The sequence below is a fragment of the Tessaracoccus yangjingae genome (assembly GCF_054483935.1).
Genome location: NZ_CM137014.1, coordinates 2,442,455 through 2,463,860 on the forward strand (window position 1 = coordinate 2,442,455; position 21,406 = coordinate 2,463,860).

The following is a 21,406-nucleotide window of genomic DNA, read 5'->3' on the forward strand; positions in this document are numbered from 1 at the left end:
GACCAGTAGATGGCTCAGAGCGTGTTCCCGCACCGCGAGAAGGTGGGTCTGTACGACCCGGCCTACGAGCATGACGCCTGCGGTGTCGCCTTCGTCGCACACCTCGACGGCGTGCCCCGGCACCAGATCGTCGAGCAGGGGCTCGAGGCGCTGCGCAACCTGGACCACCGCGGCGCCACCGGCGCCGACGAGGCGGCCGGTGACGGCGCGGGCATCCTCATCCAGGTCCCGGACCGCTTCCTGCGCTCAGTCGTCGACGCCCGGCTCCCCGAGGCCGGCGAGTACGCCGTCGGCATGGCGTTCCTCCCCGTCGACGGGCAGGGGCGCGCCGAGGTGAAGGCCGCCGTCGAGGCCATCGCCGACGAGGTGGAACTCGACGTCATCGCCTGGCGCGAGGTGCCCGTCGAGACCGGCACCCTGTCGCCCATCTCGATCGGCGCCATGCCGCACTTCGAGCACCTGATCGTCGCCGGGCGCGAGGGCCAGACCGGCATCGACCTCGACCGCCACACCTACGTGCTGCGCCGCCGCGCCCAGCACGAGGCGGGCCTGTACTTCTCGTCGCTGTCGTCGCGGACGCTGGTCTACAAGGGCATGCTCACCACGGCCCAGCTCGAGGAGGTCTTCCCCGAGCTCCACGACGACCGGGTGGAGTCCGCCCTGGCGCTGGTGCACTCCCGCTTCTCCACCAACACGTTCCCCGCGTGGGAGCTGGCGCACCCGTACCGGATGATCGCGCACAACGGCGAGATCAACACCGTGCGCGGCAACCGCAACTGGATGCGCGCCCGCGAGGCCCTGCTCACCTCGGACAAGCTCCCGGGCAACCTCGACAAGCTCTTCCCGATCTGCACCCCCGACGGCTCGGACTCGGCCTCCTTCGACGAGGTGCTGGAGCTCCTGCACCTCGGCGGGCGCTCCCTGCCCCATGCCGTGCTGATGATGATCCCCGAGGCGTGGGAGGGGCACGCGGAGATGGACCCCCAGCGCCGCGCCTTCTACGAGTACCACTCGATGATCATGGAGCCGTGGGACGGCCCCGCCTGCATGACCTTCACCGACGGCACCATCATCGGCGGCTGCCTGGACCGCAACGGGCTGCGCCCGGGGCGCTTCTGGGAGACCGCGGACGGCCTGGTGGTGTTCGCCTCCGAGGCCGGCGTCCTGCCGATCGAGGCGGGCGACGTGGTCCGCAAGGGTCGCCTCCAGCCGGGCCGCATGCTGCTGCTCGACCTCGAGAAGCACACCATCGAGTCCGACGACGAGGTCAAGGGCGCGCTCGCCGCGGAGCACCCGTACGGCCAGTGGGTCGCGGAGAACAAGATCGAGCTCGACCGGCTGCCCGGCCGGGCGCACATCGTGCACTCGCACGCCTCCGTGATCCGGCGCCAGCAGGTGTTCGGCTACACCGAGGAGGAGCTGCGGCTCATCGTCGCGCCCATGGCCAACACCGGCACCGAGCCCATCGGCTCGATGGGCACCGACTCGCCGATCGCGGTCCTCAGCAGCCGCCCGCGCCTGATCTTCGACTACTTCAAGCAGCTGTTCGCGCAGGTGACCAACCCGCCGCTGGACGCCATCCGTGAGGAGCTCGTGACCTCGCTGACCACCAAGATCGGCCCCGAGCGCAACCTGCTGGAGCCCACAGCGGAGGCGGCCCGCCAGATCACCATGAACCGGCCCATCCTGGACTCGGAGCAGCTGGCCAAGATCGTGCGCCTCAACCAGGACGGCGACCTGCCCGGCTACGGCACGCACGTGGTGCGGGGCCTCTACAAGGTGGCAGGTGGCGGACGCGCGCTGGAGAAGAAGATCGACGAGATCTGCCAGGAGGTGTCGGCCGCCATCCGCGGCGGCGCCCGGGCGATCGTCCTGTCGGACCGGCACTCCACCGCCGAACTCGCGCCCATCCCGTCGCTGCTGCTGACCGCCGCGGTGCACCACCACCTGGTCAGGGAGAAGACCCGCACCCAGGTGGGCCTCGTGGTCGAGGCCGGCGACGTGCGCGAGGTCCACCACATGGCGCTGCTCATCGGCTTCGGCGCGGCGGCGATCAACCCATACCTCGTGTTCGAGTCCGCCGAGGACCTGGCGCGGCGCGAGATGTACGTCGACGTGTCCGCCGAGAAGGCCATCGCCAACGTCGCCAAGGCGCTGTCGAAGGGCGTGCTCAAGGTGATGAGCAAGATGGGCGTCTCCACCATCGCCTCCTACACCGGCGCCCAGATCTTCGAGTGCGTCGGGTTGAGCCAGGAGGTGGTGGACCGCTACTTCACCGGCACCACCAGCCGGCTCGGCGGCCTCGGCCTCGGCCAGCTGGCCGATGAGATCAAGGCCCGCCACACCACCGCCTACCCCAGCGACGGCATCCCCCTGGCGCACCGCAACCTCCTGGTGGGCGGGGAGTACCAGTGGCGCCGCGAGGGCGAGCCGCACCTGTTCGATCCAGAGACGGTGTTCCGCCTCCAGCACGCCACCTCCACCGGCGACTACACCATGTTCAAGCGCTACACCTCGCTGGTCAACGACAACTCGTCGAGGATCATGACGCTGCGCTCGCTCATGGACTTCAAGCCCGCCGAGCCCATCAGCATCGACGAGGTGGAGCCGGTCGAGAGCATCGTCAAGCGGTTCTCCACGGGCGCCATGAGCTACGGCTCGATCTCCATGGAGGCCCACCAGACCCTCGCGGTGGCGATGAACCGCATCGGCGGCAAGTCCAACACCGGTGAGGGCGGCGAGGACCCGGAGCGCCTGCACGACCCGGCGCGCCGCTCCGCCATCAAGCAGGTGGCCTCGGGGCGCTTCGGCGTCACGTCGGAGTACCTCACCTACGCCGACGACATCCAGATCAAGATGGCGCAGGGCGCCAAGCCCGGCGAGGGCGGTCAGCTGCCCGGCCCGAAGGTGTACCCGTGGGTGGCCAAGACGCGTCACTCCACCCCCGGCGTGGGCCTCATCTCCCCGCCGCCGCACCACGACATCTACTCGATCGAGGACCTCAAGCAGCTCATCCACGACCTCAAGTGCGCCAACCCCTCGGCCCGGGTGCACGTGAAGCTGGTCTCCGAGATCGGCGTGGGCACCGTCGCCGCGGGCGTCAGCAAGGCCAAGGCGGACGTGGTCCTCATCTCCGGCCACGACGGCGGGACGGGCGCCGCCCCGCTCACCTCGCTCAAGCACGCGGGCGCGCCGTGGGAGCTCGGCCTCGCCGAGACCCAGCAGACCCTGCTGCTCAACGGGCTGCGGGACCGCATCGTCGTCCAGTGCGACGGCCAGCTCAAGACCGGTCGCGACGTGGTCGTCGCCGCCCTGCTGGGCGCCGAGGAGTTCGGCTTCGCCACCGCACCCCTGGTGGTGTCCGGCTGCGTGATGATGCGCGTGTGCCACAAGGACACCTGCCCGGTGGGCGTGGCCACGCAGAACCCCGAGCTGCGCGGCAAGTTCCACGGCGACCCGGACCACGTGGTCAACTTCTTCATGTTCATGGCCCAGGAGGTGCGCGAGCTGCTCGCCTCCCTGGGGCTGCGCTCCATCGACGAGGCCGTGGGCCGCGCCGACCTGCTGGACGTGGCCAAGGCCGTGGGCCACTGGAAGACCCACGGGCTCAACCTCTCGCCCATCCTCACCCAGATCGACGTGCCGGCCGGCTCGCAGCGGCACTGCTCCACGAAGCAGGACCACGGCCTGGACGCCAAGCTGGACGTCGAGCTCATCCGGCTCGCCGAGCCGGCCCTGGCCCGGGGGGAGCAGGTGCGCCACTCCCTGACCGTGCGCAACGTGGACCGCACCGTCGGCACCATGCTCGGCCACGAGGTCACCAAGGCCACCGACGGGCTGGGCCTGGCGCCCGGCACGATCGAGTTCACCCTCACCGGCACCGGGGGCCAGAGCTTCGGGGCGTTCCTGCCCCGCGGCATCACGCTGCGGCTCATCGGAGACTCGAACGACTACTTCGGCAAGGGGCTCTCGGGTGGTCGGCTCGTGGTCACCCCGCCGGCGGGCGTCCGCTTCGATCCCTCCGAGCAGATCGTCGCCGGCAACGTCATCGGCTACGGCGCGACATCCGGGTCGATGTTCCTCCGCGGCCTCGTGGGCGAGCGGTTCTGCGTGCGCAACTCGGGCGCCACGGCGGTCGTCGAGGGCGTGGGGGACCACGGCTGCGAGTACATGACCGGCGGTGAGGTGCTGGTCCTCGGACCCACCGGCCGCAACTTCGCCGCGGGCATGTCCGGCGGCGTGGCGTGGGTGCTGGACCTCAACCCGCTTCGGCTCAACACTGAGCTCGTGGACCCCGTCGAGCTCAGCGACGCTGACGTGGCCCGGGTCAGGGAGCTGATGGGCGAGCACCGGGCCGAGACCGGTTCGCTGGTGGCCGACGAGCTGCTCCAGCTGGGCGACGACGAGCTGCGGCTCCGCTTCACGAAGGTGCAGCCGCGTGACTTCGCCCGCATCATGGCCGTCCAGGCCCGGTCCGTCGCCGACGGGCTCTCGGAAGAGGAAACCACCAAGCTGATGATGGAGGCCGCTCATGGCTGATCCCAAGGGTTTCATGACCACACCCCGTCAGGTGGCCGCCCGCCGCCCCGTGGAGGAACGCATCCATGACTGGAAGGAGGTCTACCCGGGCAGCCCGGGCAAGGCGCTCCTGCCGATCATCTCGGAGCAGGCCGGGCGCTGCATGGACTGCGGCATCCCCTTCTGCCACAACGGGTGCCCGCTGGGCAACCTCATCCCCGAGTGGAACGACCTGGTGTGGCGCGACGAGTGGCAGGCCGCGCTCGACCGGCTGCACGCCACCAACAACTTCCCCGAGTTCACCGGCCGGCTGTGCCCGGCGCCCTGCGAGACCGCCTGCGTGGTGGCCATCAACATGGACGCGGTGACCATCAAGAACGTCGAGGTGGCCATCATCGACAAGGCCTGGGAGGACTCCCGGGTCACCCCGCAGCAGCCCGAGTGGCACACCGCCAAGACCGTGGCCGTGGTGGGCTCCGGCCCCGCCGGCCTCGCCGCGGCGCAGCAGCTGACGCGCGCCGGGCACACCGTCGTCGTCTACGAGCGGGCGGACGCCATCGGCGGCCTCCTGCGCTACGGCATCCCCGAGTTCAAGATGGAGAAGGCGGTCCTCAACCGCCGCCTCAAGCAGATGGTGCTCGAGGGGACGCAGTTCAAGACCGGCGTCAACGTGGGCGTCGACATCACGGGCAAGGAGCTCCTCGACCGGTACGAGGCCGTGGTCCTCGCCATCGGCGCCACGGTGCCCCGCGACCTTCCCGCCCCGGGCCGCGAGCTCGCCGGGATCCACCAGGCCATGGAGTTCCTGCCCCAGGCCAACCGCCGCGCCGTCGGTGAGGAGGTGCCGGACCAGATCACCGCCGAGGGCAAGGACGTGGTGATCATCGGCGGCGGAGACACCGGCGCCGACTGCCTCGGCACCTCGACGCGTCAGGGCGCCCGGTCCATCACGCAGCTCGAGATCCTGCCGATGCCCCCCGAGGACCGCCCCGCGGGGCAGCCGTGGCCCACCTACCCGATGACGTTCAAGATCACCTCCGCGCACGAGGAGGGCGGGGACCGCGTCTACGCCGTGTCCACCAACCGGTTCGTGGGCGACGACGAGGGTCGCGTGGCCGGCCTCGACATCGTCGAGGTCCGCTTCGAGGCGGGGCGCTTCGTGCCCGTCGAGGGCACCGAGCGGCACATCCCCGCGCAGCTCGTCCTGCTCGCGATGGGCTTCACCGGTCCGCAGCAGGCCGGCCTGGTGGAGGAGCTGGGCTTGGAGCTCGACCCGCGCGGCAACATTGTGCGCGACGACCAGTACCGCACCAGCGTCGAGCACGTGTTCGTGTGCGGCGACGCGGGCCGTGGGCAGTCCCTGATCGTCTGGGCGATCGCCGAGGGCCGGTCCTGCGCGCAGGGCGTCGACGCGCACCTCAGCGGCTCCTCGAAGCTGCCCCGCCCGATCGGTCCGGAGGTCCGTCAACTCCTCGTCTGACGCGGCCGGAGCCTCGGCGTAGGGTGTCTGCCATGAAGACACTCTTCGCCGAGTTCACCGCGCTGCCCGGGCACGAGGACCGGGTGGCGGAGCTGATGGCGGGCCTGACAGAGAAGGTCCGCCGCGAGCCGGGCAACGTGATGTTCCTGCCGTTCACCCGGGAGGAGCATCCCCGTCGCTGGTTCGTGTTCGAGCAGTACCGCGACGACGCCGCGTTCCAGGCCCACATCACGGCGGACTACGGCGCCGAGTTCAACGCGGAGCTCGCGCACCACATCGTCGAGGACGGCTCCCACCTCACCTGGCTCGACGAGCCGGCCGCCACCGCCTGACCCCTCAGCGACGCGCCCCGGTGTGCGGGGCGTCGCGGCGCAAGGGCGGGTATGGTGGGGAGCCGCCGCCCGGTTGGCAGATGGAGGAGATGTGTGATGGCCGAGAGCTTCGTTCACCTCCACAACCACAGCGAATTCTCCATGCTCGACGGCGCCGCCCGCGTCAAGGACATGTTCAGCCAGGCGGAGAAGCTGGGCATGACGGCCCTGGCCATCACGGACCACGGCAACCTGTTCGGCGCGTACGAGTTCTACAAGGCGTCGAAGAACTTCAAGGTCAAGCCGATCATCGGCCTCGAGGCGTACCTCACGCCCCGCACCCACCGCTCCGAGCGCAAGCGGGTCCAGTTCGGCGACGGCACCGGCGACGACGTGGCCTCCAAGGGCGCCTACACCCACATGACCATGTGGGCCGCCACCCCCGAGGGCATGCACAACCTGTTCCGGCTGAGCACCCGCAGCTCGCTGGAGGGCTTCTTCTACAAGCCGCGCGCGGACCGGGAGCTGCTCCACGAGTACGGCACGGGCCTCATCGCCACCACCGGCTGCCCGTCCGGCGAGGTGCAGACGTTCCTGCGGCTGGGCCAGTACGACAATGCCGTCGCCACCGCCGCGGAGTTCCGCGACATCTTCGGCGAGGGCAACTTCTACGTCGAGCTGATGGACCACGGCCTGGAGATCGAGACGCGCGTCCGCCACGACCTGCTGCGGCTGGCCAAGGACCTCAGGCTGCCGCTGGTGGCCACCAACGACTCGCACTACGTCCACGCAGACGACGCCGACGCCCACGACACGCTGCTGTGCGTCTCGGCCGGGTCCCGGAAGGCGCAGACCGACCGGTTCAAGTTCGACGGCAACGGCTACTACATGAAGTCGCCCGCGGAGATGCGGGCCCTGTTCCACGAGCTCCCCGAGGCCTGCGACAACACGCTGGCCATCGCCGAACGCATCGAGACCTCCTTCGACGAGGGCTCCGGCACCTACATGCCGAAGTATCCGGTTCCCGAGGGCGAGACCGAGGACTCCTGGTTCCACAAGGAGGTGGAGCGCGGCCTGCACGAGCGCTACCGCGGCCAGATCTCAGCCGAGGTGCGCGAGCGCGCCGAGTTCGAGACGGGCATCATCGCCGCGATGGGCTTCACCGGCTACTTCCTCGTGGTTGCGGACTTCATCAACTGGGCCAAGAAGAACGGCATCCGCGTGGGCCCCGGCCGAGGCTCCGGCGCGGGCTCCATCTGCGCCTACGCCCTGCGCATCACGGACCTCTGCCCGCTGCAGCACGGGCTGCTGTTCGAGCGGTTCCTCAATCCCGAGCGTGTGTCCATGCCCGACTTCGACATCGACTTCGACGATCGCCGCCGCGCCGAGGTGATCGCCTACGTCTCCGAGAAGTACGGCAACGACAAGGTCGCCCAGATCATCACCTACGGCTCGATCAAGGCGAAGGCCGCGGTCAAGGACGCCGCCCGCGTCCTCGACATGCCGTTCGCCATCGGCGAGCAGATCACCAAGGCGATGCCGCCGGACGTGATGGGCAAGGGCGTGCCGCTGGCGGACCTGTTCGACGAGAACCACAAGCGCTACAACGAGGGCAACGAGTTCCGCGAGCTCTACCAGAGCTCCCCGGACGTGCGCACCGTCGTCGACACAGCCAAGGGCCTCGAGGGCCTCAAGCGTCAGTGGGGCGTGCACGCCGCCGGCGTGATCATGAGCTCCGATCCGCTCATCGACATCATCCCCCTGATGAAGCGCGAGGCCGACGGCGCCATCATCACCCAGTTCGACTACCCGGGCTGCGAGTCGCTCGGCCTGATCAAGATGGACTTCCTGGGGCTGCGCAACCTCACGGTGCTCGACGACGCGGTGCGCAACATCAAGCTCAACCAGGGCTTCGACCTGGACCTCGACGCGCTCGTCGACGACATGACCGACAAGGCCGCCTACGACCTGCTGGCCAGCGGCGACACCCTGGGCATCTTCCAACTCGACGGCGGCGGCATGCGCACGCTGCTGCGCCTGATGCAGCCCGACAACTTCGAGGACATCTCCGCGGCCCTCGCCCTCTACCGCCCAGGCCCGATGGGCGCCCAGTCCCACACCAACTACGCGCTGCGCAAGACCGGCGCCCAGGAGATCGTGCCGATCCATCCCGAGCTGGAGGAGCCGCTCGCCGACATCCTGTCGACCACCTACGGGCTGATCGTCTACCAGGAGCAGGTGCAGCAGATCGCCCAGCGTGTGGCCGGCTACTCGCTGGGCAAGGCGGACCTCCTCCGCCGGGCCATGGGCAAGAAGAAGAAGGAGGTGCTGGACGCGGAGTTCGTCCCGTTCTCCGAGGGCATGAGGGCCAACGGCTACTCGGATGCCGCCATCAAGGCGCTGTGGGAGATCCTCGTCCCGTTCTCGGACTACGCCTTCAACAAGGCCCACACCGCCGCCTACGGCGTCATCTCCTACTGGACGGCCTACCTCAAGGCGAAGTACCCGGTGGAGTACATGGCCGCGCTGCTCCAGTCGGTCCGCGACGACAAGGACAAGTCGGGCCTGTACCTGGCCGAGTGCCGCCGCATGGGCATCCAGGTTCTCCCGCCGGACGTCAACTCCTCCGAGACCGCCTTCACCCCTGTCGGGGACCACATCCGGTTCGGCCTGGGCGCGGTGCGCAACGTCGGCGACAAGGTGGTCAGCGCCTGGATCGCGGAGCGCAACCGCAAGGGACCGGCCACGGACTTCCACGACTTCCTGGACAAGTCCCCGCTGCTCATGTGCAACAAGCGCGTCATCGAGTCGCTGATCAAGTCCGGGGCCTTCGACGAGCTCGGCCACACACGCCGGGCGCTCATGGGCATCTTCGAGACCGCCGTGGACTCGATCATCGACGTCAAGCGCAACGCCGAGAACGGGCAGGACGGCTTCGACTTCGGCTTCGACACCGCCGAGGTCGCGGGCGGCGCCACCCCCCACGATCAGGTCCCGCAGGTCGACGAGTGGGACCGGCGGACCAAGCTCGCGTTCGAGCGCGAGATGCTCGGGCTCTACGTCTCCGACCATCCGCTCAACGGCCTCGAGCACGTCCTGCAGACCCACAGCGAGCGGCCGATCGCCGCCGCGACGGCGGGGGACGGATACCGGGGGCCGACCAAGCTGTGCGGCCTGATCACCAGCGTCAACCGGCGCGTGAACAAGGCCGGCAACATCTGGGCGCTGGTGGTCCTCGAGGACCTGACCAGCTCCATCGAGGTCACGGTCTTCCCGCGGGTCTACGACCAGGTGGCCACGCTCCTCGCGCCGGACACGATCGTCTCGATCGAGGGCACCGTCGAGGCCGGCGAGGATCGCGGCCGGATGCGCGCCCAGCACGTCGTCGCGCCGCACATGAGCGCCGAGGGCAACGCGGGCCCGCTGGCGTTGACCCTGCCGGCCGTGCGCTGCACGCCCGGGGTGGTCAGCCGGATCAAGGAGATCCTGGCCCAGTATCCGGGCTCGGCGGAGGTGCACCTCCAACTGCGGACGGGGGACCAGGTGAAGACCTTCAGACTGGGCGACGGGTTCCGCGTGGAGCTCACGTCCGCGCTGTTCGCGGACCTCAAGGCCGTGCTCGGGCCCAGCTGCGTCGGGGTCGGGAGGCAGGACTGATGTCCGACGACGTGCTCATCATCTCCCGGAAGGGCCAGCTCACCGAGCTGTGGGACTCGACGGCGTGGCGGGTGGCGCTGTACCTGCTGGCCTCCGTCGCCCTCGGCGTGGTGGCCGGGCTGCTCTGGTCCTGGCTCGCGCCCCTGCCCGCCTACACCATCAACGACGACATGACCGCCGTCATCAACGAGCGGGCGCACACGAGCATCGTCGCGGCGGACGTGGCGTTCACCTTCATCACCGGGGCGGTGGGGCTGGTGCTCGGCGCCGTCGGGTGGGTGATCCTCCACCGGCAGGGGTGGGTGGTCATCGCCGTGCCGCTCATCGGGTCGCTGGCGTGCGCGCTGACGGCGTGGCAGGTGGGGCTTCTGGTCGGGGAGTCCGGCTTCGTGGACAGGCTCGCCGGCGCGCAGGCCGGCGACGTGGTGCGCGTGGACCTGATGCTGAGGGCTCTGTCGGCCCTGCTGGTGGCTCCGTTCGCCGCGATCACCCCGATCATGCTCATGGCCGCCTTTTGGCCCGAGCCGCGCGTGGAACGCCCGGAGGAGGAGTCCGGCGAGGCCCACTAGACTTGGGCGTTGTGCTGCGAGTTCTAGATCTGACGGGCGTCGACGGCGCCTACCGCGACCACCTTCCCCGGGGCCAGTTCGACGTGGAGGCCGCCGTCTCCGTCGTCGCGCCCATCGTCGACGCAGTCGTGCATCGCGGCGAGGACGCGCTGCGCGAGTTCTCGCAGAGGTTCGACGGCGTGACCCCCACCCACCTCCGGGTGCCGGCGGAGGCGTTGAGGCGCGCCGCCGACGAGCTGGACCCTGACCTGGCCGATGCCTTCGCGGAGGCCATCCGCCGCCGACGCCACGTGGCCGGCGAACTCGAGCTCGACCGCAACCCGGCGCCTGCCGTCCTGGCCGACGGCGCCCGCGTGGGGCTGCGGAACATCCCGGTGGACCGCGTGGGCCTCTACGTGCCCGGCGGCCTGGCGCCCCTGGCCTCCAGCGTCATCATGAACGTGGTGCCCGCGCAGGTGGCCGGGGTGCCGTCCATCGCGGTGGCCTCCCCCCCGCAGAAGGAGTTCGGCGGCCTGCCGCACCCCAACATCCTGGCCCTGTGCCACATCCTCGGCGTGGAGGAGGTCTACGCCGTCGGAGGCGCCCAGGCCATCGCCATGTTCGCCCACGGCGTGCCGGGGCTCTGCGAGCCGGTCTCGCTCATCACCGGACCCGGGAACATCTACGTGGTGGCCGCGAAGCGGCTGGTGCGCGGCCTGGTCGGCATCGACTCGGAGGCCGGCCCCACCGAGATCGCGGTCATCGCCGACGACACGGCCACCCCCGCCTACGTGGCGGCGGACCTCATCTCCCAGGCCGAACACGACCCGATCGCGGCCTCGGTCCTGATCACCGCGTCCCCACGGCTGGCCGAGCGGGTCCAGGAGGAGCTGGCGGCCCAGGTGCCTGCCACCCGGCACGTCGAACGGATCCGCACCGCGCTGGGCGGGCAGCAGTCCGCGGTGGTGCTGGTGCGCGACATCGACCAGGCGATCGCGGTGGCGGACGCCTACGCCGCGGAGCACCTCGAGATCCAGACCGCAGACGCGGAGTCCGTGGCCAACCGGATCCGCAACGCCGGAGCGATCTTCGTGGGTGACTACTCGCCGGTGTCGCTCGGCGACTACTCGGCCGGCTCCACCCACGTCCTCCCCACGGCCGGGTGCGCCTGCCACTCGTCCGGGCTGAGCGTGCGCTCGTTCATCAAGACGGTCCACGTCATCGGCTACACGTCGGAGGCGCTCATGGCCATCGCCGACGGCGTGGAGCGGTTCGCCAACGCGGAGGACCTCCCCGGCCACGCGAACGCCATCACCGTCCGGAGGCCCCGATGATCACCCTCGACCAGCTGCCCCTCCGCGCGGACCTGGTGGGGCAGGAGCCCTACGGCGCCCCCCAGCTGGACGTGCCCGTGGTGCTCAACGTCAACGAGAACCCGTACCCGCCGTCGCCGCTGATCCGGCACGAGATGGCGGCAGCCGTCGTCGCGGCCGCCGGCACCCTCAACCGGTACCCCGACAGGGAGGCGACGGCACTGCGCCAGGACCTGGCGGCCTACCTGGGACACGGGCTCACGGCGGAGCGGATCTGGGTGGCCAACGGCTCCAACGAGATCATGGCCCACCTGCTCACCGCCTTCGGCGGACCCGGGCGCCGGGTGCTGGCCTTCACCCCCACGTACTCGATGTACCCGGAGTACGCGCGCAACACGTGCACCGAGTACGTCGCGGTCCCCAGGCACCCGGACTTCACGCTGGACGCCCGCCTGGTGCTGGACGCGGTCCGCGAGGAGGAGCCCACCGTCGTCCTCATCGCCACGCCCAACAACCCCACCGGCACAGTGGTCCCGCTCGAGGTAATCGACGAGATCTGCTCCGGCACGGACGCCATCGTCGTGATCGACGAGGCGTACCAGGAGTTCTCGGCCAAGCCGTCGGCGCTGGAGCTGCTGGATCGTCACCCGCGGCTGGTGGTGTCGCGGACGATGTCCAAGGCCTTCGCCCTGGCCGGCGGCCGCGTCGGCTACATGGCGGCGGCCCCTGCCATCGTGGACGCCTGCCGCATCGTCCGCCTGCCCTACCACCTGAGCGCCCAAACCCAGGCCGTGGCACGCGTGGCGCTCGCGCATGCCGACGAGCTCCTGGCCCAGGTGCGTGAGCTGGCCGCGGAGGCCAGGGGCTTCGAGGCCTGGGCACGGGGCCGCGGCTACGACGTGATCGACTCAGAGGCCAACTTCAGCCTCATCGGGCGCTTCGCGGACCGGCACCGGGTCTGGCAGGACCTGCTCGACCGGGGCATCCTGATCCGGGAGACCGGACCCGCCGGCTTCCTCCGCGTCTCCGCCGGCACGCCGACCGAGATGGCCACGCTGCGCGCGGCCCTGGACGACCTCAACCCCACGATCGAAGGGACCACACCGTGACCCGCACCGCCACCGTCGAGCGCTCCACGAGCGAGTCGAGCATCACGGTCACCGTCGACCTGGACGGCACAGGCCGCTCCACGATCAGCACGGGCGTGGGCTTCTACGACCACATGCTGACCGCGTTGTCGCGGCACTCCCTCATCGACCTCACCGTCGAGGCCACCGGGGACCTGCACATCGACGGCCACCACACCATCGAGGACGCGGCCATCTGCATCGGCCAGGCCATCAGGCAGGCGCTGGGGGACAAGTCGGGCATCCGCCGGTTCGGCCACGCCGTCGTGCCGCTCGACGAGGCGGTCGCGGACTGTGTCGTCGACGTCGCGGGCCGCCCGTACGTGGTGTGCAAGGGGGAGCCGGACGGCCAGGTGTACGCCCTCATCGGCGGATCGGGCGTGCCCTACGCCGGGTCCATGACCTACCACGTGGTCGAGGCGCTGGCCCTCAACGCGGGGCTGTGCGTGCACCTCACCCTCCTCGCCGGCCGCGACCCGCACCACATCGTGGAGGCCCAGTTCAAGGCGCTGGCCCGGGCGCTGCGCGAGGCCGTCGAGATCGACCCGCGCGTCACCGGCGTGCCCAGCACCAAGGGCTCGCTCTGAGCCGCCGCGTGGGGCTGCTCGACTACGGCTCGGGCAACCTGCACTCGGCCGCCCGCGCGTTCGCCAACGCGGGAGCGGAGCTGGTGGTCACCGACGATCTGGCGGAGCTGCGCCGCCAGGACGCCCTCGTGGTCCCGGGGGTGGGCGCCTACGCGGCCTGCATGGCCGGGCTCCGGGCCGCGGGCGGCGTCGAGCTGATCGCTGACTGGGTGGCCACGGGGCGCCCGCTGTTCGGGATCTGCGTGGGACACCAGGTGCTGTTCGACGGGGGCACCGAGCACGGCGTCGACACCCCGGGCCTGGGCCTGTTCCGCGGCCGCGTGGTGGAGCTCGAGGCCAGGCGCCTGCCGCACATGGGCTGGAACACCGTGAGCCCGCCCGAGGGCAGCACGCTGTTCGAGGGCCTTGCGGGGGAGAGGTTCTACTTCGTGCACAGCTACGCCGCCGTCGACGGGCCCGCGGACGCGCTGGTCACCACGGCGCGCCACGAGGACGCCACGTTCGTCGCGGCCGTCGAGCGCGGCCCCGTGAGCTCCACCCAGTTCCATCCCGAGAAGTCCGGGGCCGCCGGCGCGCGGCTCATCGCGAACTGGCTCGGCTCCTGGTAGCGCGGCGCCCGCGCATAGATCCGGCCTCCGGAGGGCACGGCCGGTTTCGGCTAGGGTTGGGCGTCGTGGAGAACTTGCAGCTGTTGCCGGCCGTCGACGTGCAGGGCGGCCAGGCCGTCCAGCTCGTGCAGGGAATCGCGGGGTCGCAGAAGGAGTTCGGCGACCCGCTCGCAGCCGCGTTGCGGTGGCAGGACGGCGGGGCGGAGTGGCTGCACCTCGTGGACCTCGACGCCGCCTTCGGCCGCGGCAGCAACGCCGAGCTGCTGCGCTCGATCGTCGGTAAGCTCGACATGATGGTGGAGATCTCCGGAGGCATCCGCGACGACGCCTCGCTCCAGCGGGCCCTGGCCACGGGAGCCCGGCGCGTCAACATCGGCACCGCCGCCCTCGAGAACCCCCAATGGTGCGAGCGCATCATCGCCGAGCACGGTGACCGCATCGCCATCGGCCTCGACGTGCGCGGCGAGAACCTCGCGGCCCGCGGCTGGACGACGGAGGGCGGCCCCTGGCCCGAGACCCTCGACAGGCTCGTCGCGGCGGGCTGCGAGCGGTTCGTCGTCACCGACGTCAACGCCGACGGCATGCTGACCGGCCCCAACGTCGACCTCCTCCTCGCCGTCGCCGAGCGCAGCGGCCGGAAAGTCATCGCCTCCGGCGGCATCGCCACCCTGGACAACCTCCGGGACCTGCGCCGCCTCGTGGGCCAGGGCATCGAGGGGGCCATCATCGGGACGGCGCTCTACCTGGGCCGGTTCACGATCCAGGAGGCGCTCGCCGTCGCCGGAGGAGAAGCAGATGCCTAAGCCCCCCGCCAGCACCTTCGGCGAGGTGCACCCCGACCGCGTGCACGTGCCCCCGCTGCTGGAAGGCCGGATCTCGGAACTCCTCGACGGCAAGAAGATCGTGATGACCGGCGTGACCGGGTTCATCGGCGAGCAGCTCCTGTGGAAGGTGCTCACCGAGTGCCCCGGGACCACCACCGGCGTGCTGGTGCGCCCCAAGGGCTCGGTGACGGCCGCGCAGCGCGTGGCCGGGCTGCTGGGGAAGAAGATCTTCAAGCCCATCGTCGAGGCCGCCGGGGGCGTCGAGAAGCTGATGGCCGAGCGCGTCCAGGTGATCGAGGGCGACCTGCCCAACGTGCCCGAGCTGCCGCGCGACCTCGACATCCTGCTGCACTGCGCCGGCGACGTCTCGTTCGACCCACCGATCGACCAGGCCTTCCTGACCAACGTCGTCGGCACCAAGGCGCTCCTGACCCGACTCCGCGAGGCCTGCTCCGACGAGGACGGCACGCTGGTGAAGGTGCCCCACTACGTGCACGTCTCCACCGCGTACACCGCCGGGCGGCGGCGTGGCGCCATCCCCGAGGCCGCGCACGTCCACGACGTCGACTACGAGGCCGAGACGGCCGCCGCGCTGGCCATGAAGCAGCACATCGAGGCCCGCTCCCGCGACGCGGACCAGCTGACCAGGCTCCGCAAGGAGGCCGAGGCCCTGCACGCCAAGGCCGGCTACCTCACCACGTCCCGCGACACCGAGCGCCGCCGCCAGGAATGGGTGAAGCGCGAACTGGTCCAGGCCGGCACCGAGCGTGCGCGCTCCCTGGGCTGGACGGACGTCTACACCTTCGCCAAGGCGCTGGGGGAGCGGGTGGTGGCGGACCTGGCGCAGGACTTCCGGGTCTCCATCTACCGGCCCGCCATCGTCGAGTCCTCGCTCGTCCACCCGTACCCGGGCTGGATCGAGGGCTTCAAGATGGCCGAGCCGCTCATCCTGGCCTACGGCCGCGGCCAACTGCCCGAGTTCCCCGCCTCGCCGGACGCGGTGATCGACATCATCCCGTGCGACTTCATCGTCAACGGGATCATCGCCGTCTGCGCGAGCACCCCCCAGGTCGGGCGGCCCGAGTACTACCACGGGTCCTCCGGGGCCAGGAACCCGCTGACGTTCCGCGGGGTCTACGAGCACGTCCGGGCCTACTTCGAGAAGCACCCCTATACCTCCGGTCAAGGCTCGACGCCCCTGGCCACGTGGACGTTCCCCGGCGCCGAGCCCATCGAGAAGCTGATGTGGGTGGCGCAGAAGGGCGTCTCGGCGGGCAACGCGCTGCTGAGCTTCGCCCCGCGCGGGAAGGCCACCCGCGCCTGGGCGACCAGCCTCGACAAGTCCGCCAAGCAGCTGGACTTCCTCAGCAAGTACCTCACCCTGTACGGCGAATACCTGCAGTCCGAGCTGCACTTCGTCGACGACTGCGCCCTCGCGCTGCACAACTCGCTCCACCCCGACGACAAGCCCCTGTTCGGCTTCGACTCGGCCTCCTACACGTGGCAGCACTACCTGGAGGAGGTGCACATCCCGGCCATCACGGACCCCGTGCGCCGCCTCGAGGCCGCCCGCAAGCGCAGGCAGGCCCGTTCCGCCACCTTCAGGGAGTTGAAGCCCGCCGCCCCCGGCACGGTCCTGGCCGCCTTCGACCTCGACGGCACGGTGATGGCCACCAACGTCGTCGAGACCTACCTGTGGGCGCGGCTCCCGGAGCTCTCCCCGATGCGCCGCGCGATCGAGGTGGCCAGGGTGGCCGCGCAGCTGCCGGTCTACCTGGGCGCCGAGCGCCGAGACCGCGGCGTGTTCCTGCGCTCCATCTACCGGCGCTACGCGGGCGCGGACCTGGCGGCGCTCGAGGCCTATGTCGACGAGAAGCTCGCCCCGCTGATCCTCGACCGGATGTCCCCGGACGCCATCCGCCGGATCCGCGAGCACCGCGACGCCGGCCACACCACCATCCTCATGACGGGCGTGATCAGGCCGCTGACCCGGCCGTTCGAGGGGCTGTTCGACACCATCGTCGCCGCCGAGCTGGCCACCGACGGCGCCGGACGCTGCACCGGCTACCTCAGCGGGCCTCCCATGGTGGGCGAGTCCCGCTCGGCGTGGCTGACCCACTACGCCGCCCTGCACGACATCGATCTCAGCCAGTCGTACGGCTACGCCGACAGCCACGTGGACCTGCCGATGCTGACCACCGTGGGCAACCCTGTGGCCGTCAGCCCGGACATCGGGCTGATGAGGGCCGCCAAGACCAAGGGCTGGTCGATCGTCGAATGGCCGGCCATGTCGCCGCTGCCCCGCTGGAGGATGTCGTGAACGGAAAGGAAGACTGATGTCTCGTCCCGGATTCGTCCTCGAGGTGGACGACAAGACCCCGCCGCTGCTCACCATGGCGGGCGCGGACCTCCGCCTCCAGCGCCTGGGCGTCGGCACGAGGGTCGTCTACGCGGCCGATGCCGTGCCCTCGACGGACCCGGTGGGTCTCGTCGACGCCGCTCTGGCCGCCCCGATCGGGGCGGATCCGCTCGCCGCGCAGCTCAAGCCCGAGACGCGGCTGACCATCGTGGTGGCGGACTCCGAGCAGCCGCTGCCCCGGCCGCAGTTCGAGGTGCGCCGCACACTGGTGGAGCGGGTGCTGGAGACGGCGGCTCGCGCCGGCGTCGACGACGTCGAGCTGGTCATCGCAACCGGCCTCAGGCAGCGCTGGAACGCGGCGCTCGTCACCGAGATCCTGGGCGACCGGGTGGCCACGTCCTTCCTCCCCGACGCGCTGGTGACCAGCCACGACGTGACGGACCCCGATCTCGTCACGCTCGGCGAGGTCGACGGCGTCCCGGTGAGGTTCAACCGCCGCGTGGCCAACTCGGACCTGGTGGTGCTGGTGTCCACCCGGGCGGACTCGGGGGAACAGTGCCCGTTCGTCGCCGGCCTGGCCGACGTCTCGACGCTCAACCGACTCTCAGGCGCCGGGCGCACCGATGAGTACTGCGCGCAGGTGGAGCGACTGGTGCGGGAGAAGATCCCCACCTTCGCCCTCGTCGCGGTCCTCGGGCAGCCGCTGCTGGGCCGCTCCCTGCGGTTCGCCTCCAAGCGGGAATGGGAGTGGAACCTGGGCGACAAGCTGTCGTTCGCGAGCGCCCGCCAGATCGTGGCCGCGCTCCCCAGGCAGGGTGCGCAGGTGCTGCACGGCAACCCGCGCGCGGACTACGCCGTCGTCGACGTCCTCGGGGGCGACTACCCGCGCGTCCTCGCCGACTCCAGGCTCGTGTGGAAGGCCGCCAACGCCGTGGAGGTCAAGGGCCGCTCCGACGTCCTGGTCACCTCGGTCTGGGGCGCGTCCTTCGACCAGGGAGATCCGGTGGGCTCCCCGCTCGGGGCGGCGCACCACGCCCTGGTCACCCGGGCCGGCGCCCACCTCGGCACCCCGTTCACCCGCCCCGGCGGCGCGCTCATCGCCTTCCACCCGTTGCGCAGGCGGTTCTCCAACCGCCGCCAGTCCGCCGCCGCGGACTTCTTCGCCACCGTGCTGACCAACACCACGGACCCGGCCGAGATCTCAGCCACGTACGAGCCGCGGGCCATCGACGACGAGTGGTACCTGGACCTGTACCGCAAGCAGTTCGCGGAGCATCCGCTGCACGTGTTCCACCAGTGGTACGCCACGGCCGGCGCGGCGGAGCAGTTCGCCGACGTGATCTGGGTGGGCGGGGACCGGCGCAGCGCCGCCCTGCTCGGCCACCGCGCGGCGACCACGTACGCGGACGCCTTGGAGATCGCCTCCAACAGCGTCGGGGGCACGCCGGACATCACCGTGCTCCGCGGCCCCGGGCTGGCACTGGGCGACGTGCGATGACCCGCCAGCTCCCGTCCTGGGCGCAGAGCGGGCGCGGGCGGCAGAAGCCGAAGCTGACCTGGCCCCGGGACCTGACGCAGATCGCCACGGGGCTGCTCCGCCCGGAACGCCCCACGGGCGCCCCGGCGCGCCCCCCGCTCACCCACGATCATCTGAGCCTGCGCGCCACCCTCAGCGGGCGCCACCTCAGGCTCCTCCTGCTCAGCCTGCGGCTGCGGGTCGAGCTCGTCTCGGCGGACAGCATCGCCGGGCTCCAGGCGCCCGTGGTGTTCGCCGCCAACGAGCAGGGGGCCCTGGACTACCAGCTGCTGCGCTTCGCGCTCCCGGCGCGCGTCCGGCCCACCATGATCGCGCCGTCGCGCGCGATCGCCCGCGGGCGCAACGTCGTGGTCTTCGCCGACGAGGCGGTCGGACGCGGCCTGGTGGGGGAGTTCTCCACGGTGCCGGCGGACCTCGCCAACCAGCACAACGTGCCCATCGTGCCCGTGGGCATCGTCGGCACGTTCAAGCTCAAGGACACCCTGAAGCTGGCGCTGCGCAGCAAGCCCAAGGTGTCGGTCAGGTTCGGCGCGCCCATCTACACCCGCGGCCGGTCCCTGACAGAGGCCACCGCCGAGCTGCAGGCCCGAGTCGAGGAGCTCGTCCACGAGGGCGACCTGTCGTGGTGGACGGTGCAGCGCCGCCGGGACGCCGCGTCGTCGGCCAACCCCGCGCTGACCGCGCCCCGATGGCGCCGGCTCTGGGACCAGTCCGCCCCGAAGGCGGCGCCCGAGTCGCGGATCTGGCGGTAGCCCGGGCATGGACGCCTATGTGGAGCCCCACCTCGCGTGGCGCCTCCTCGGGCCCGACGACTCAGCGGAGCTGGACCACTTCAGGGCCCAGTTGGACGCCCTGGAGGACTCGGTGCTGTCCGGGGTGGCCGCCTCCATCACGCAACGCGACCTGCGTGTCGCGCACGCCGTCGGCGGATACGACGCGTACCAGTCCCTGTCGGCCTACGCCATCGCCTACATCGCCGACGGTGATCCGCTGCGGATGTACCTCATGGGCGGCGTCCACCCCACCCATCGGCACCTCCACATCGGCACGGCCCTGCTGCACTGGCAGATGACCCACGCCACTGCCTGGCGGGACGAGTTCCGCCCCGGCCAGCCGCTGTGGCTCGGCTGCTACGCGGAGCTGGGCCGCCCAGGGCTGGAGCGGGTGGCCACCAACCTCGGCTTCACCCGGGAGCGGTTCTACTACGACCTCCAGCGTGACCTGACCCTGCCGCTGGTCGTTCCCGACGTCGACGGCGTGGAGCTGGAGCGGTTCGCCCCCGTCCACTCGGAGCCGGTGCGGCAGCTGCACAACATCTGCTTCCGCGGCATGGGCGACGAGGTGGCCGAGGACGTCTGGGCCGCGCGCCTGGACGACGACGACTTCCGCCCCGAGTGGTCCTTCCTCGCCCGTGTCGAGGACCGCGTCGTCGGGTACGCCATGAGCGGCGTGGCCGACACCGACGACGACGGGGCCCCCGTCGGCTGGATCGAGCGGTTCGGCGTGCACCCCGGGCACAGGGGCCACAAGATCTCACTGGCGCTCATGGGCCGCTGCCTCCAGGCCATGCGGGACGCAGGCTGCCGGGAGGCGGGCATCGGCATCGACACGCCCGACGGCGTGGGCGTCCAGCGGCTGTGCGCGGAGCTCGGCTGGACGACACGCGACGCCGTGGCCCTGCTCGCGAAGGTCGTCCCCTGACCCCGCGATAAGCTGTCCCGAGCAGTCAGACACGAGAGCGATAAAAGAAGGTGGGTCCGGATGAGTGGCCATTCCAAGTGGGCGACGACCAAGCACAAGAAGGCCGTCATCGACGCCAAGCGCGGCAAGCTGTTCGCCAAGCTGATCAAGAACATCGAGGTTGCGGCCCGGATCGGTGGCGGGGACCTGTCCGGCAACCCCACGCTCTATGACGCCGTCCAGAAGGCCAAGAAGTCCTCGGTTCCCAACGACAACATCGACCGCGCCGTCAAGCGCGGCTCGGGCGCCGAGTCCGGGGGGGCCGACTACGAGACCATCATGTACGAGGCGTACGGACCCGCCGGCGTGGCGATCCTCATCGAGTGCCTCACCGACAACCGCAACCGCTCCGCCTCCGACGTGCGTGTCGCGGTCACCCGCAACGGCGGCACCATGGCAGACGTGGGCTCCGTGCAGCGCCTGTTCGCGCGTAAGGGCGTGGTGACGGTCCCCAAGCAGCAGGGCGGCAGGGACGTCTCCGACGACGACCTGCTCGAGGCCGCGCTCGAGGCGGGCATCGAGGAGGTCGACGACGACGGTGACGTGTGGGAGGCGGTCTGCGACCCCAACGACACGGTCGAGGTGCGCAAGGCCATCGAGGCGGCCGGCCTGGACTACGACTCCTCCGAGGTGCAGTTCGTCCCCTCGTTCGACCAGGAGGTGGACTCGGTGGACGTGGCGCAGAAGGTGTTCCGCATCATCGACGCGCTGGACGATTCGGACGACGTGCAGAACGTGTACACCAACCTCGACGTGACCCCCGAGGTCGCCGAGGCCCTCGAGGCCGAGGACTGATC

General features: G+C 70.8%; 15 protein-coding genes. All 15 read left to right on the forward strand.

Going from position 1 to position 21,406, the window contains the following annotated elements:
• The first annotated feature begins 9 nt into the window (after nt 1–9).
• A complete protein-coding gene (gene gltB, locus ACX1D3_RS10890; protein WP_458993901.1) occupies nt 10–4,539 on the forward strand; it encodes a glutamate synthase large subunit in 4,530 nt (1,509 codons plus the stop codon).
• Entirely contained in the window at nt 4,532–5,998 is a 1,467-nt protein-coding gene (gene gltD, locus ACX1D3_RS10895; RefSeq protein ID WP_458993902.1) for a glutamate synthase subunit beta, read from the forward strand. The genes gltB and gltD overlap by 8 nt, the downstream gene beginning before the upstream one ends.
• Nucleotides 5,999–6,030: 32 nt before the next feature.
• Entirely contained in the window at nt 6,031–6,330 is a 300-nt protein-coding gene (locus ACX1D3_RS10900; RefSeq protein ID WP_458993903.1) for a putative quinol monooxygenase, read from the forward strand.
• A 96-nt stretch (nt 6,331–6,426) separates the two neighbouring features.
• Nucleotides 6,427–9,966, forward strand: a complete 3,540-nt coding sequence (gene dnaE, locus ACX1D3_RS10905; protein WP_458993904.1) for a DNA polymerase III subunit alpha — start codon at nt 6,427–6,429, stop codon at nt 9,964–9,966.
• A complete protein-coding gene (locus ACX1D3_RS10910; protein WP_458993905.1) occupies nt 9,966–10,535 on the forward strand; it encodes a hypothetical protein in 570 nt (189 codons plus the stop codon). Before dnaE ends, ACX1D3_RS10910 begins: the two co-directional genes overlap by 1 nt.
• A gap of 11 nt (nt 10,536–10,546) precedes the next feature.
• The gene (gene hisD / locus ACX1D3_RS10915; RefSeq protein ID WP_458993906.1) at nt 10,547–11,848 is read left to right on the forward strand and encodes a histidinol dehydrogenase; all 1,302 of its coding nucleotides are present in this window, start codon (nt 10,547–10,549) and stop codon (nt 11,846–11,848) included.
• Nucleotides 11,845–12,936 carry a histidinol-phosphate transaminase gene (locus ACX1D3_RS10920; protein ID WP_458993907.1) on the forward strand — a complete coding sequence of 364 codons (1,092 nt, stop codon included), beginning with the start codon at nt 11,845–11,847 and terminating at the stop codon, nt 12,934–12,936. Before hisD ends, ACX1D3_RS10920 begins: the two co-directional genes overlap by 4 nt.
• On the forward strand, nt 12,933–13,541 hold the full coding sequence (gene hisB, locus ACX1D3_RS10925; RefSeq protein ID WP_458993908.1) for an imidazoleglycerol-phosphate dehydratase HisB: 609 nt from the start codon (nt 12,933–12,935) through the stop codon (nt 13,539–13,541). The genes ACX1D3_RS10920 and hisB overlap by 4 nt, the downstream gene beginning before the upstream one ends.
• Before the next feature lie 8 nt (nt 13,542–13,549).
• Nucleotides 13,550–14,149 carry an imidazole glycerol phosphate synthase subunit HisH gene (hisH, locus tag ACX1D3_RS10930; RefSeq protein WP_458993909.1) on the forward strand — a complete coding sequence of 200 codons (600 nt, stop codon included), beginning with the start codon at nt 13,550–13,552 and terminating at the stop codon, nt 14,147–14,149.
• A gap of 65 nt (nt 14,150–14,214) precedes the next feature.
• Entirely contained in the window at nt 14,215–14,952 is a 738-nt protein-coding gene (priA, locus tag ACX1D3_RS10935) for a bifunctional 1-(5-phosphoribosyl)-5-((5-phosphoribosylamino)methylideneamino)imidazole-4-carboxamide isomerase/phosphoribosylanthranilate isomerase PriA (RefSeq protein WP_458993910.1), read from the forward strand.
• Nucleotides 14,945–17,293 carry an HAD-IB family hydrolase gene (locus ACX1D3_RS10940; RefSeq protein ID WP_458993911.1) on the forward strand — a complete coding sequence of 783 codons (2,349 nt, stop codon included), beginning with the start codon at nt 14,945–14,947 and terminating at the stop codon, nt 17,291–17,293. Before priA ends, ACX1D3_RS10940 begins: the two co-directional genes overlap by 8 nt.
• Nucleotides 17,294–17,309: 16 nt before the next feature.
• Nucleotides 17,310–18,830 carry a lactate racemase domain-containing protein gene (locus ACX1D3_RS10945; RefSeq protein WP_458993912.1) on the forward strand — a complete coding sequence of 507 codons (1,521 nt, stop codon included), beginning with the start codon at nt 17,310–17,312 and terminating at the stop codon, nt 18,828–18,830.
• A complete protein-coding gene (locus tag ACX1D3_RS10950) occupies nt 18,827–19,621 on the forward strand; it encodes a lysophospholipid acyltransferase family protein (protein WP_458993913.1) in 795 nt (264 codons plus the stop codon). Before ACX1D3_RS10945 ends, ACX1D3_RS10950 begins: the two co-directional genes overlap by 4 nt.
• Before the next feature lie 7 nt (nt 19,622–19,628).
• A complete protein-coding gene (locus tag ACX1D3_RS10955) occupies nt 19,629–20,570 on the forward strand; it encodes a GNAT family N-acetyltransferase (protein ID WP_458993914.1) in 942 nt (313 codons plus the stop codon).
• Nucleotides 20,571–20,630: 60 nt separating this feature from the next.
• Entirely contained in the window at nt 20,631–21,404 is a 774-nt protein-coding gene (locus ACX1D3_RS10960; RefSeq protein WP_458993915.1) for a YebC/PmpR family DNA-binding transcriptional regulator, read from the forward strand.
• Nucleotides 21,405–21,406 lie beyond the last annotated feature (2 nt).

Excerpts from the sequence above, each read along its gene's own strand:
- gltB (WP_458993901.1), top strand. The coding sequence starts at position 10 with ATGGCTCAGAGCGTGTTCCCGCACCGCGAGAAGGTGGGTCTGTACGAC.
- ACX1D3_RS10945 (WP_458993912.1), top strand. The coding sequence starts at position 17,310 with ATGTCTCGTCCCGGATTCGTCCTCGAGGTGGACGACAAGACCCCGCCG.
- dnaE (WP_458993904.1), top strand. The coding sequence starts at position 6,427 with ATGGCCGAGAGCTTCGTTCACCTCCACAACCACAGCGAATTCTCCATG.
- ACX1D3_RS10960 (WP_458993915.1), top strand. The coding sequence starts at position 20,631 with ATGAGTGGCCATTCCAAGTGGGCGACGACCAAGCACAAGAAGGCCGTC.
- gltD (WP_458993902.1), top strand. The coding sequence starts at position 4,532 with ATGGCTGATCCCAAGGGTTTCATGACCACACCCCGTCAGGTGGCCGCC.
- ACX1D3_RS10920 (WP_458993907.1), top strand. The coding sequence starts at position 11,845 with ATGATCACCCTCGACCAGCTGCCCCTCCGCGCGGACCTGGTGGGGCAG.
- ACX1D3_RS10955 (WP_458993914.1), top strand. The coding sequence starts at position 19,629 with ATGGACGCCTATGTGGAGCCCCACCTCGCGTGGCGCCTCCTCGGGCCC.
- ACX1D3_RS10940 (WP_458993911.1), top strand. The coding sequence starts at position 14,945 with ATGCCTAAGCCCCCCGCCAGCACCTTCGGCGAGGTGCACCCCGACCGC.
- ACX1D3_RS10910 (WP_458993905.1), top strand. The coding sequence starts at position 9,966 with ATGTCCGACGACGTGCTCATCATCTCCCGGAAGGGCCAGCTCACCGAG.
- ACX1D3_RS10900 (WP_458993903.1), top strand. The coding sequence starts at position 6,031 with ATGAAGACACTCTTCGCCGAGTTCACCGCGCTGCCCGGGCACGAGGAC.
- ACX1D3_RS10950 (WP_458993913.1), top strand. The coding sequence starts at position 18,827 with ATGACCCGCCAGCTCCCGTCCTGGGCGCAGAGCGGGCGCGGGCGGCAG.